Below are 12443 nucleotides of genomic sequence, written 5' to 3' on the forward strand. Positions count from 1 at the left end.
GTGATCCGCCCTGCGCGAACGCACGTACCCTGTGGCCTCGTGAGCACCACAGCGCAGGAGCCCATTCCCGCCCCGCCCGCGCCGCAGCGGCGCCTGTCCCGGCGCGGGTGGACCGTGCTGGTCGGGTTCACGCTGGTCCTGGTGCTCGGCGTGCTCGGCGGCACCGTCCCGGTGCCCTTCGTGTCCCTGGGACCGGGTCCCACTTACGACACCCTCGGCGCGGTCGACGGCGTGGCCATCGTCAAGGTCGAGGGCGAGCAGACCTACGACACCTCCGGGCAGCTCCGCATGACCACGGTGTCGGTCAACGACGACATCAGCCTGTTCGGCGCGCTCGCGCTGTGGGTGAGCGGTCGCTTCGCGCTGGCGCCGCGCGAGGAGTACTTCCGGCCGGGGGAGACCGAGGAGGAGATCGAGCAGCAGAACACGAAGCTGTTCCAGGACTCCCAGAGCAACGCCGAGACCGCCGCGCTGCGCCACCTGAAGTACCCGATGAAGGTCATCGCGCAGCAGATCACCTCCGGGGCGCCCGCCGACAAGGTACTCGCCCCGGGCGATGAGATCACCGAGGTCGACGGCACCGAGATCAAGCAGGCCGAGGACGTGCGCTCCGCGCTGGCGGGCACCAAGCCCGGCGACCAGGTCTCGATCACCTACGTGCGCGACGGCAAGAGCCAGACCTCCACCATCACCCTGGGCGAGGCCACCGCCTTTGGCGCGCAGCCCCGCGACGAGGGCTTCATCGGGCTGGGCCCGATCGACCAGCCCGAGGTCGACTTCACCACCACGATCAACCTGGAGGACGTGGGCGGCCCGTCGGCCGGGCTGATGTTCGCCCTGGCCATCGTGGACCGGCTGACCGAGGGCGAACTCGCAGGTGGCGAGGTCATCGCGGGTACCGGGGAGATCACCACGCAGGGCGTGGTCGGGCGCATCGGCGGGATCGCCTTCAAGATGACGGCCGCGAGCGAGGCGGGCGCCTCGACGTTCCTGGTGCCCGCGGAGAACTGCGCGGAGGCGGTGCGGAACGCGCCGGAGGGGCTGCGGCTGCTCCGGGTGGAGACCCTCGACGGCGCGGTGCGGTCGCTGGAGGACCTGAAGGCGGGCAAGTCCGTGCCGCTGTGCGCGGCGGGCTGACCGCCGTCAGATCGACCCGCCACTCAGTCAGTCCACTGCCCGGGTCATTCCGCCGCTCACCCAGCCCGCCGCCAGGTCAGTCCGCGAAGGTGCCGAGCAGGGCGTCGGTCAGGTTCGGCGCCAGCTGCGGGTGCTCGACGACCTCGTCGACGTCGCGCACGCGCAGCACGCACGCCACGGTGCCCTCACGCAGGACCGCGGCGACGAGGCGGGCCTCCCTGGCCTGCGGGTGCGATGCGGCGACCCGGGCCATGTGGTCCTCGGCGTCGGGCAGCTCGGCCTCGGCCTCCGGGGGCAGCATCACGATCTCCTGGACGAGCGCGCAGCCCGCGACCGCCGGGGGCCACATGATGGTCGCCAGCGCGGCGCCGAGGTCGCCGTCAGGGAGGCTGTCCTGGGCGACCGGGGTCAGCGGGGCACTCTTGTCCACCTGGTTCGCCAGGTCGGGCTGCTCGCGCAGCAGGTGCTCGGTGGGGACCAGGGCGAACAGCTGGGGCGCCTGGTCCCAGCCGCCGGTGGCGGCGAACTCCTCGACCTCGCGGGCGACCGCGGGCAGGCTGGCCGACGTGCTGGGCTCGATCACGGTCTCATCCTCGCATCAGCGACATTCGCATCATTCGGACACCGACGTGGGAACCTGAAGGCCCCCTCGTAGAGTTGAAAGGCCAGGGCCAGTCACGACCTGGTCCGGCCAGACCCTAAGCAAGCGACCCTGGAGTGTGTCCAGTGGCCACTCGGCCTCCGATCGGCCTGCCGAAGTTGTCCCGGCGCAGCCGCGTCCTGATAATCCTCGCCGCCGCCTTCCTGCTCGTCCTGCTGCTGGGTTCACGGCTGCTGGGCACCTACGTGGACTGGCTGTGGTTCGGTGAGGTGGGCTTCCGCTCGGTGTTCACCACCATGATCACTACGCGGATCGCGCTGTTCTTCGCCGCGGGCCTGCTCGTCGGCGGTCTGCTCGCGCTGAGCCTGTGGATCGCCTACCGCAACCGCCCGGTGTTCGTCCCGGTGGGCAGCGCCGACGACCCGCTGGCCCGCTACCGCTCGACGATCGTGCAGCGGGTGCGGCTCTTCGGCATCGGCGTCCCGCTGGTGGTCGGCCTCATCGCGGGCTCGGCCGCCCAAGGCGAGTGGCAGCGCGTGCAGCTGGCGTTCAACGGCACCGACTTCGGGGTCACCGATCCCCAGTTCAACATCGACATCGGCTTCTACGCGTTCACGCTGCCGTTCATCACCTGGATCATCGGCTGGCTGTTCGTCGGCGTGACCATCGCCTTCTTCGGCGCGCTGGTCATCCACTACATCTTCGGCGGCATCCGGCTGGCGGGCAAGGGCGGGCAGCTCGCGGTCTCCGCCCGCGTGCAGCTGTCGGTCACCGCGGGCGTGTTCGTGCTGATCTACGCCGTCGACTACTTCTTCGAGCGCTACGAGCTGCTGTTCTCCACGCGCAACCCGCTGTTCAGCGGCGCGACCTTCACCGACCTCAACGCGGTGCTGCCCGCCAAGCTGATCCTGATGTTCATCGCCGCCTTCTGCGCGGTGGCCTTCTTCGTCGGCGCGTTCCTGCGCAACCTCCAGCTGCCCGCGATCGCCACGGCGCTGCTCGTGCTCTCCGGCATCCTGATCGGCGCGGCGTACCCGGCGATCATCCAGCAGTTCTCGGTCAAGCCGAACGAGAACGCCAAGGAGGCCGAGTCCATCCAGCGCAACATCGCGGCCACCAAGCAGGGCTTCGGGATCACCGACGACAAGGTGATCACCACGGCGTTCTCGGGTGTCAGCGACGCCTCCCCCGATGAGATCCGCGGCGAGACGGCCAGCACCAACACCATCTCCAACATCCGGCTGCTCGACCCGAACATCCTGACCCCGACGTTCACCCAGCGCGTCGGCGCGGAGAACTTCTACGGGTTCCCGGAGAAGCTCGACGTCGACCGCTACGAAGTCGACGGCAAGACCCAGGACTACATCGTCGCCGCGCGCGAGATCCGCACCCAGGGGCTCACCGAGACCCAGGGCACCTGGATCAACCGGCACATGGTCTTCACCCACGGCAACGGCTTCGTCGCGGCGCCCGCCAACACGGTCAACTCCGCGCTGGAGGACGCCAGCGACCAGGGCGGGTTCCCGGTCTTCAAGGTCGGCGAGCTGGAGAAGTCGGGCGAGGGCACCATCCCCGGCCCGTTCGGCGTGCGGGAGCCGCGCATCTACTTCGGCGAGCTGGCCACCGACACCTACGCGATCGTCGGCGGGCGCAACAACGGCGCCCCGATGGAGTACGACACCGCGGAGCGGACCTACTCCTACACCGGCTCCGGCGGTGTGCCGATCGACGGACTGGTGAACAAGCTGGCGTTCACGCTGCACTACGGCGAGCGGAACCTGCTGTTCTCCAGCCAGATCGTCGACGGCACCAAGATCATGTACAACCGCAACCCGCGGGACCGGGTGGCCAAGGCCGCGCCGTGGCTGACCCTCGACGGCGACCCGTACCCCGCGGTGATCGACGGCCGCATCCAGTGGATCGTCGACGGCTACACCACGCTGGAGAACTACCCCTACTCCCAGCGCACCGCCCTCGGTGAGGCCACGACGGACTCGCTGACCGGTGTCGTCCGCCAGGACAACCGGACCATCAGCTACATCCGCAACTCGGTGAAGGCGACCGTCGACGCCTTCGACGGCAAGGTGAAGCTCTACGCCATCGACGAGCAGGACCCGGTGCTCAAGGCGTGGCAGGGCGTCTTCCCCGGCACCGTGCTGCCCGGCAGCGAGATCTCCGACGAGCTGCGCGCGCACTTCCGCTACCCCGAGGACCTGTTCAAGGTGCAGCGGGAACTGCTGACCAAGTACCACGTGAACGACGCGACCGAGTTCTTCTCCCAGAAGAGCTTCTGGAGCGTCCCGGTCGACCCGACCGAGGCGGGCTCGTCGTCGACCACGACCACCGCGACCGCCAACACCGGCGGCGCCAAGCAGCCGCCGTACTACGTCCTCGCGCAGGTGCCCGGCCAGGACGACGCCACCTTCCAGATCACCAGCGCGCTGACACTGCTGAACCGCGCGTTCCTGGCCTCCTGGGTCTCGGTGTCCTCCGACCCGGCCGACTACGGCCAGATCAGGCTGCTCAGACTGCCCGGCACCGGCCAGATCGACGGCCCAGGGCAGGTGCAGAACCGGTTCCTCACCACCCCGGAAGTCACCGAGAACCGGACCCTGATCCAGAACCCGACGGTCGACGTCAAGTTCGGCAACCTGCTGACGCTGCCGCTGGGCGAGGGCCTGCTGTTCGTCGAACCCATCTACATCCAGCAGAAGCGCGACGGCGCCTTCCCGCAGCTGGCCCGCGTGCTGGTCGCCTACGGCAACCGGGTCGGGTTCGCGCCCACGGTGTCCGAGGCGCTGGAAGAAGCCATCGGCGCGGGCACCGGCCAGCCCGCCACCCCACCGGGCGAGGGCGACCCCGAGCCCACCGACCCGCCGACCACGACGCCACCACCGCCCTCCGGTGGCGGTGACGCCAACGCCGAGCTGGACGCGGCCGTGCAGGAGCTGACCAAGGCCCTGGGCAAGCTCAAGACCGCCCAGCAGTCCGGTGACTTCACCGCCCAGGGCCAGGCGCTGGCCGAGATCGACGCCGCGGCCAAGAAGTACAACGAGGCCAAGGCGAAGGTCGAGAGCGGCGGCCAGCCGTCCTCCCCGTCCCCGTCGCCCACGCCCCCGCCCAACGGTGGTGGTGGCTGACCCCCGATTTGCAACCGCCGCGACCCGTCCCGTACAGTCGTCCTTACCGACGCGGGGTGGAGCAGCTCGGTAGCTCGCTGGGCTCATAACCCAGAGGTCGCAGGTTCAAATCCTGTCCCCGCTACGAAAGTCGAAGGCGGCACGTGTTCGCGGAAAGCGCGAACCGTGTCGCCTTTCGACTATTCCCGGGGGCCCGAGCCCCCGGACCCCCACGGTGCGGTATCTCCTGGACCAGCGTGGTCCGGTTCCGTGGGGGTGGGTGGTTCTGTGGGTGGGCCGCTTGTTCTGTGGGTGGGTGGTTGTTCTGTGGTTGGGCGGCTTGTTTTGGGTGGGTGGGGAAGTGGGGGGGGGTGGTGAAAAAGGGGTTTTGGGGGTGTGTATAGTTGTTTTTACGACGCGGGGTGGAGCAGCTCGGTAGCTCGCTGGGCTCATAACCCAGAGGTCGCAGGTTCAAATCCTGTCCCCGCTACCAATGCCGGAGGCCCGATCCTTTGAGGATCGGGCCTCCGGTTTTTTGTGTTTGGTGGGGTGGGTTGTTGGTGGCGTTGGTTGGTTGGTTGGTTGTTGGTCAGGTTGGGTCCGAGCCTCGGATCGACCAGAGCCAGATGGCTGTTGTGGCGGTGATGGCGGTGGCTCCCAGCCAGCCGGGGAAGGCGCTGCGGTCCAGGTAGGCCCAGAACAGGCCGACCAGGGGGGCGGTCACCGCGGCGGCGGCGTCTGCCCGGAGTTGGCGGCCCAGGCCCGGGACGGTGTCCGGGAGGTCCGGGGTGGTCGCGTTGTCGGTGCGCCTGCCGGGCGGCTCGGTGCGGCGGACCCAGCCGGAGGGGTACAGCGTCGTCGCGTCCAGGCGCACGGCCACCAGGCGGTCGGTCAACGGGTCGCCGTGGACGGTGACCGTCGTCGGTGTCGGCAGGGTCAGCAGGGCCGGGTCGAAGTGGACCGGAATCCAGCGGCGCGGCCCGGACTCGGTCTCCAGATAGGACCGGGTGAGCAGCCCGCGCTGGACGCGGACCCGGCGGACCGCCAGCAGCCGCCCAGGACGCCGCGGGAGCAGCGCCCGGGACACGACCAGCCACAGCCCCGTCCCGACGCTCAGCGTGGCGACCAGGGCGGTGAACACCAGCCCGCCGAGGGCCCGGTCCGCGTCGGCGAACACCCGGGCGCCGGGGACGACGGCCCGGCTCGGCGCCGCGGGGTCGTAGGCGACCGCGGCGGGGGCGGCGGCGGGGGGCGCGGTGACGGCCAGGTCGATGTCGGCGGAGTGCTCCACACCCGACGCCGAGCGCCAGGTGGCACGCACGCGGGAGGGGCCCAGCGGGGCCACCGTGCCCTCGGCGACCGCCGTCAGACCGGCCAGCGAGGCGTCGGCGGCCCGGTAGGACACCAGCGACAGCGCGCCGATGACCGCGCAGACGGCGACGACCAGCGCCGTGGTCAGCAGGATGTGACGGGCCGCGCGCACCCCGGTGAGCGCGCGCGGCCCGGGGACGTCCGCCATCGTCAGCCGGAGAAACCGATCTTGGTGTAGTCGGGGTCCGCGACGCCGAAGGCGCCGAAGTTGACCAGCGTGCCGCGCACCGCGCGGGCGCCGGGGACCTGGTACAGCGGCAGGTGGTGGCCCGCCTCCCAGATCAGCTTGTCGGCCTCGTTGGTCAGCGCGACCCGCTTGGCGTCGTCGAGCTCGCCGTTGGCCTCGTCGAGCTTCTGGTTGATCTCCGGCGAGCCGATGCGGCCGTAGTTCTGGTTCACGTTCTTCTCGTCGAAGTAGTAGATGCCCTTGGACGAGCTGATCGGCCACGGCGTCTGCGACCAGCCGAAGCCGACCATGTCGAAGTTGCCGGTGTTGACGAAGTCGCTGAAGAAGGTCGCCGAGGGCTGGGGCTCGATGACGACGTTGACGCCCACCTCCTTGAGCTGGGCCTGGGTCAGCTTGGAGATCTGCTCGGCGATCGGGTTGCCCGCGGTGCTGACGATCCGCACGTCGAGCTGCTTGCCGTCCTTCTTGCGGAACTCGCCGTCGAGCGCCCAGCCCTGGGCGTCGAGGTCGGCCTTGGCGGCGTCCTTGTCGGCCTTGATCGGGGCGGAGTTGTCCGCGTAGTTCGCGGTGCCCTGCAGGAAGAAGTGGTTGCCCAGCGCGCTGGGGTTCTCCACGATCGGGCCGAGGATGCCCTTGGCGTACACCGAGGGGTCCATGGCCTTCATCAGCGCGACCCGCAGCTTCGGGTCGGACAGGATCGAACTCGGCGCGCCGTTGAAGGTGACGTGGTTGTAGGACTTGCCCGGCGCCTGGCGCACAACCACGCCCTGCATGGCCTTGGCCCGCTGGAAGTTGTCCACACTGGAGCCGATGGTGTACCAGTCGATCGCGCCGGAGGCCAGCGAGTCGGCCAGCGCGGCGCGGTCGACCACCCGGTAGGTGATCTTCTCCAGCTTGGGCTTGTCGCCCCACCACGCGTCGTCGCGGACCAGGGTGACCAGCTTGGCGGTCTCGTCGATGGCGCCGATCTTGAACGGGCCCGCGGTGGCCTTGGGCCCGCTCGCCCAGCCCTCGTTGAACTCCTTGGCGGTCGCGTTGAGCGACTTGGGGTAGAGCGGGGTGAACAGCGAGGTCCACTCGGCGAACTTCTTCTTGAAGGTGACGACGACCTCGTTGTCCGCGGCGCCCTTCTCGACCTTCTCGATGTCCTCGTAGCCGGTGGTGCCCGAGACGCTGTACTCGGCGTTGGTGCCGTTGAGCGCCGTGAACTGGGCGTCGAAGTCCTCCCAGCCGAACGCCGTGCCGTCGCTCCACTTGGCGGCCGGGTTCAGCTTGTAGGTCACGACCTGCGGGTCGGTCGAGGTGAGCTCGGCGGACTCCAGGTAGTTCGGGTTGGCGCCGACCTTGCCCGCCTTGTCGGCGACGTGCAGCTTGGGGATGATCGCGGACAGGATGTAGTCGTGGTCGACCAGAGTGCCGTTGAGCTGGTTGTAGTTCCAGTTGCTCGGCAGCGCGTCGAGCGGCCACTTGAGCTCGCCGCCCTCCTTGACCTGGGCGGCGTCGACCTCGTTGACGTCCCACGCGCCCTGCGTGGCCTGGTCGGTCCCGGCGAGTCCGCCGCCGCCCGGCTGATCGCCCCCGTCGCCGCCGCACGCGGTCAGCAGCAGCGCCGCCGCGGTGACGGACGCGGCGACGCCGGTCCACTTCCTCAGAATCACGGGTAACCCTTCTTCATGTCCCGCTACACGACTTCGCGGGACTCGGCGTAGTGGCAGGCGGCGCGGTGGTCGCCCGCTCCGTCGAGCAGTGGCTCCTCATCGACGCACCGCGCCCGCCGCGCCTCCGGCAGGGCCGCGTATTTGAAGCAGCGGGTGTGGAACCGGCAGCCGCGCGGCGGGGCGGCCGGGCTGGGCAGGTCGCCGGTGAGGATGATCCGCTCCCGGCGCCGCTCGACGACCGGGTCGGGAATCGGGATCGCCGAGAGCAGCGCCTGGGTGTAGGGGTGCTCCGGCGCGCCGAAGACCCGCTCGACGCCGCCGATCTCGATGATCTTGCCCAGGTACATCACCGCGACCCGGTCGGCGATGTGGCGCACCACTGACAGGTCGTGCGCGACGAACAGGTAGGCCAGGCCCAGCTTGGCCTTCAGCTCGTCCAGCAGGTTGATCACGCCAGCCTGGATGGAGACGTCCAGTGCGGACACCGGCTCGTCGAGCACGATCAGCCGCGGCTCCAGGGCGAGCGCGCGGGCGATGCCGATGCGCTGGCGCTGCCCGCCGGAGAACTGGGCGGGGTAGCGGTTGGCGTAGTCGGCGCGCAGGCCCACCAGGTCGAGCAGTTCCGGCACGCGCTTGGCGATGGCCGCCCGCGGGACCCCGTGCACCTGCATGGGCTCGGCGATGATGTCGTTGACCGGCATCCGCGGGTCGAGCGCGGCCATCGGGTCCTGGAAGACCACCTGCACGTCGCGGCGGATCTCCTTGCGGGAGGCGCGGTCCAGCGCGGTGGTCTCCTTGCCCAGCACGGCGATGCGCCCGGCCTGCAGCTTGTCCAGACCAAGGATCTCCATGAGCGTGGTGGTCTTGCCGCAGCCGGACTCCCCGACCAGCCCCAGCGTCTCGCCCGCGCGGATGTCGAAGCTGATGCCGTCGACGGCGCGGACGCTGCCCACGGTGCGCTTGAACACCGTGCCCTTGGTCACCGGGAACGCCTTGACCAGCCCGTCGACCTCCAGCACCGTCTCGCGCTCGGTGCGCGGCAGCGCGGCCAGTTCGCCCTCCTTGACGGTCTCCACGCCGTAGACCGCCGCGGCGTCGGCGCGGGCGACCTCCTCGGTGCGGATGCACGCGGCGCGGTGCCCGGCGGAGACCTCGAACAGCGGCGGCTCCGCCTCGGCGCAGGCGGCCACGGCCAGCGGGCAGCGCGGGGCGAACGGGCAGCCCGGCGGCAGGTCCACCAGGGACGGCGGCTGGCCGTCGATCGGCACCAGCGGCTGCTTCTCCGCGGCGTCCAGGCGTGGGATGGAGCCCAGCAGGCCCAGCGTGTAGGGCATGCGCGGGTGCGGGTACACCTCGACCACCTGGCCGGTCTCGACCGCGCGCCCGGCGTACATGACCATCAGCCGGTCGGCGAAGCCCGCGACCACGCCCAGGTCGTGGGTGATGATCACGATGCCCGCGCCGGTCACCTCCTGGGCGGTCTTGAGCACGTCGAGGACCTGCGCCTGCACCGTGACGTCCAGCGCGGTGGTCGGCTCGTCGGCGATGATCAGGTCGGGGTCGTTGGCGATGGCGATGGCGATGACCGCCCGCTGGCGCATGCCGCCGGAGAACTCGTGCGGGAACGCCTTGGCCCGCGCCGCGGCGTTCGGGATGCCCACCAGGTCGAGCAGTTCGACCGCCCGCTTGGCGGCCTGCTGCCTGCCGACCCGGCCGCGGCCGTGGGTCAGCAGCGCCTCGGCGATCTGGTCGCCCACGGTGTAGACCGGGGTCAGCGCGGAGAGCGGGTCCTGGAAGACCATCGAGATCCGGCGGCCGCGGACGCGGGAGAGCTCGGTGTCGCCGAGGCCGAGGAGTTCCTTGCCGCGGAAGCGGATCGAGCCGCTGACCCGCGCCTGGGCGGGCAGCAGGCCCATCACCGCCAGCGAGGACACCGACTTGCCCGAACCGGACTCCCCGACGATGCCCAGCACCTCCCCGGGCGCGACCTCGTAGCTGAGCCCGCGCACCGCGCGGACCCGGCCGCTCTCGCTGGGGAAGGACACCCGCAGGTCCTCCACCCGCAGCACCGGGCCCTCCGCGGCGGGCGCGGGGCCGTCGAACAGGGGGCTGTCGAACGGGGCGTCGGCGGCGCTCATGCGTCATCGTCCTCACGGTCGGCGCGCTTGCCGGGGCGGTGCGAGCTGGGGTCGAGGGCGTCGCGCAGGCCGTCGCCGAAGAGGTTGACCGCCAGCACGAACAGCACCAGGAAGCCCGCGGGCAGGTAGAACAGCCACGGGTAGGTCAGGACCGAGTCGGTGCCGGTGGCGATGAGGGTGCCGAGGGAGACGTCCGGGGGCTGCACGCCGAAGCCGAAGAAGCTCAGCCCGGTCTCGGCCAGCACGGCCGCGCCGATGGCGATGGTCGCGTCGATGATCAGCAGCGAGGCCATGTTGGGCACGATGTGCTTCAGGATGATCCGCAGCGGCGGCTGCCCCATGAACCGGGCCGCCTTGACGTACTCGCGCTCGCGCAGCGTCAGGGTCATGCCGCGGACGATCCTGGCGGTGATCATCCAGCTGAACGCGGCCAGCAGGGCGACGAACAGCAGCCAGCTGTCGCCCTTGAACGCCGGGCTGAGCACCGCGATGATCAGGAACGACGGCAGCACGAGCAGCAGGTCGACCAGCCACATCAGGCCCCGGTCGACCCAGCCGCCGAAGTAGCCCGCGACCGCGCCGACCAGGGCGGCCACGCTGGTGGAGATCACCCCGACCAGCAGGCCGATGGTCAGCGACTTCTGCAGCCCGCGCATGACCTGGGCGAAGACGTCCTCGCCGATCTTCGTGGTGCCGAACCAGTGCTCGGCGCTGGGCGGCTGCAGGAACGCGGTGTAGTCCGGCTCGGCGTAGCCCCAGGGGGAGACGAGCGGGCCGAGGAAGGCCATCAGGTACAGCAGGACCACGACGGCCAGCCCGAACACCGCGGTCTTGCGGCGCAGGAAGCGGCGCAGCACCATGCGGGCCCGGGTCGGGGTGCGCCCGGCGGTGGGCCTGCCGTCGACCGGGCCCGCGCCGGGGGTGGCAGCGTCGGAGGTGGTTGTCGCCATGGGAGTCCCCCTAGACCCGCACGCGCGGGTCGAGCGCGGCGTAGAGCACATCGGACAGCCAGCCGGAGACCAGCACCAGCACCGCGATGAACAGCGTCACGGTGGCCACGACGTTGGTGTCCTGCGCGGTCACCCCGCCGATGAGCCAGTCGCCCATGCCGTACCAGCCGAAGATGCGCTCGGTGAACGTGCCGCCGGTGATGAGCAGCCCGAAGCCGAAGGCGAACAGCGTCGCCATCGGGATGAGCGCGGTGCGCAGGCCGTGCTTGAACAGCGCGCGCCCGCGGGTCAGGCCCTTGGCCTGGGCGGTGCGCAGGAAGTCGCTGCCGAGCACGTCGAGCATGGCGCTGCGCTGGTAGCGGCTGTAGAAGGCGATCTGCCCCAGGGCGATGGTCAGCGTGGGCACGATCAGGTAGCGCACCCGGTCGCCGAGGGAGGCCAGCCAGCTGCCCTCGAAGCCGGGCGTCGCCTCGCCCAGGGTCTGCAGGTAGTTCGTGCCGATCAGGTCGTTGAACGCCTGCGCGGGCTGCTTGAGCAGCGTGCCGAGGACGAAGACCGGAGTGGACAGCACGACGAAGGAGAACAGCGTGGACACGTGGTCGGTCAGCTTGTACTGGCGGATCGCGCTGACCACGCCGAGCACCACGCCGGAGATGACGCCGATGGTGACGCCGAGCAGGAACAGCCGCAGGCTCACCCCGACGCGCCTGCCCAGCTCGTCGGTGATGGGCCTGCCCGCGACCGTCTGGCCGAAGTCGCCGTGGAACACCCCGCCCAGCCAGCTGAGGAACCGCCGCGGGATGGGCTGGTCGAGCATCAGGTCGGCGCGCTTGGCGTCGATCACGGCGTCCGGCGGCGGCGGGTTGCGCTGCAGGAGGATGCCGATGGGGTCGAACGTCAGCGAGGCGAGCGCGAACGCCAGGAACGTCGCCACCAGGCAGAGCACGACGTAGTTCGCCAGGCGTCGGACGAGGAACCCGATCACGTCAGAAACGGCCTTTCGTCCGGCCCGGTGGGGACCGCCGCACAAGGGGTCACGAGCAAGGGGGTCACGAGCAAGGGGATACTCAGCCGTTGCCGTCTGACGAGGTACCTACTTTAGTAGGGAATCGGGTTACAGCTCTGCGTCGACGGGCGCTAGCGCCATATGGGTGGACAGTATGGGTGATCCCGGACACATGAGACACACGTCAGGACGCCATTCGGGTGACTACGTCCTGCCGGGCCCAAATGGGCCGAACGGGTACGGGGTACCCAAGTGATCCACTCCATTGGGGGAGTC

At 70.2% G+C, this 12443-nt stretch carries 8 protein-coding genes and 2 tRNA genes; 4 read left to right on the top strand and 6 right to left on the bottom strand.

Annotated elements, in window-relative coordinates; genetic code table 11:
* Nucleotides 1-39: 39 nt before the first annotated feature.
* Nucleotides 40-1137, top strand: a complete 1098-nt coding sequence (locus ACTG9Q_RS18550) for a YlbL family protein (protein WP_455574071.1) — start codon at nt 40-42, stop codon at nt 1135-1137.
* 76 nt (nt 1138-1213) lie between these two features.
* Here the strand turns inward: ACTG9Q_RS18550 and ACTG9Q_RS18555 are convergent, their stop codons facing one another.
* Nucleotides 1214-1717, bottom strand: coding sequence for a PPA1309 family protein (locus ACTG9Q_RS18555; protein WP_455574416.1), 504 nt, complete (start codon nt 1715-1717; stop codon nt 1214-1216).
* A 146-nt stretch (nt 1718-1863) separates the two neighbouring features.
* On the opposite strand from ACTG9Q_RS18555, the gene ACTG9Q_RS18560 reads away from it, so the two are divergent.
* The 3 genes from ACTG9Q_RS18560 (at nt 1864) to ACTG9Q_RS18570 (ending at nt 5350) form a co-directional block, all read left to right on the top strand.
* Nucleotides 1864-4878 (top strand): UPF0182 family protein, encoded by a 3015-nt coding sequence (locus ACTG9Q_RS18560; RefSeq protein WP_455574072.1) that lies wholly within the window; start codon nt 1864-1866, stop codon nt 4876-4878.
* Between the two features lie 50 nt (nt 4879-4928).
* Nucleotides 4929-5002, top strand: a tRNA-Met gene (locus tag ACTG9Q_RS18565).
* Between the two features lie 271 nt (nt 5003-5273).
* Nucleotides 5274-5350 (top strand) — tRNA-Met (locus tag ACTG9Q_RS18570).
* Between the two features lie 96 nt (nt 5351-5446).
* Here ACTG9Q_RS18570 and ACTG9Q_RS18575 read toward each other — a convergent pair.
* Genes ACTG9Q_RS18575 through ACTG9Q_RS18595 form a run of 5 tightly spaced genes read right to left on the bottom strand, consistent with a single transcriptional unit; the run spans nt 5447 to nt 12146 of the window.
* Nucleotides 5447-6376 carry a hypothetical protein gene (locus ACTG9Q_RS18575; protein ID WP_455574073.1) on the bottom strand — a complete coding sequence of 310 codons (930 nt, stop codon included), beginning with the start codon at nt 6374-6376 and terminating at the stop codon, nt 5447-5449.
* A 2-nt stretch (nt 6377-6378) separates the two neighbouring features.
* Nucleotides 6379-8073 carry an ABC transporter family substrate-binding protein gene (locus ACTG9Q_RS18580; RefSeq protein ID WP_455574074.1) on the bottom strand — a complete coding sequence of 565 codons (1695 nt, stop codon included), beginning with the start codon at nt 8071-8073 and terminating at the stop codon, nt 6379-6381.
* Nucleotides 8074-8096: 23 nt separating this feature from the next.
* On the bottom strand, nt 8097-10211 hold the full coding sequence (locus ACTG9Q_RS18585) for an ABC transporter ATP-binding protein (RefSeq protein WP_455574075.1): 2115 nt from the start codon (nt 10209-10211) through the stop codon (nt 8097-8099).
* On the bottom strand, nt 10208-11161 hold the full coding sequence (locus tag ACTG9Q_RS18590; protein ID WP_455574076.1) for an ABC transporter permease: 954 nt from the start codon (nt 11159-11161) through the stop codon (nt 10208-10210). The genes ACTG9Q_RS18585 and ACTG9Q_RS18590 overlap by 4 nt, the downstream gene beginning before the upstream one ends.
* Nucleotides 11162-11171: 10 nt before the next feature.
* Entirely contained in the window at nt 11172-12146 is a 975-nt protein-coding gene (locus ACTG9Q_RS18595; protein ID WP_455574077.1) for an ABC transporter permease, read from the bottom strand.
* Nucleotides 12147-12443 lie beyond the last annotated feature (297 nt).

This window comes from Actinokineospora lacus (assembly GCF_053813445.1).

Bases quoted from the DNA above. Each gene is read 5' to 3' on its own strand.
- ACTG9Q_RS18590 (WP_455574076.1), bottom strand. From the start codon at position 11,161: ATGGCGACAACCACCTCCGACGCTGCCACCCCCGGCGCGGGCCCGGTC.
- ACTG9Q_RS18585 (WP_455574075.1), bottom strand. From the start codon at position 10,211: ATGAGCGCCGCCGACGCCCCGTTCGACAGCCCCCTGTTCGACGGCCCC.
- ACTG9Q_RS18575 (WP_455574073.1), bottom strand. From the start codon at position 6,376: ATGGCGGACGTCCCCGGGCCGCGCGCGCTCACCGGGGTGCGCGCGGCC.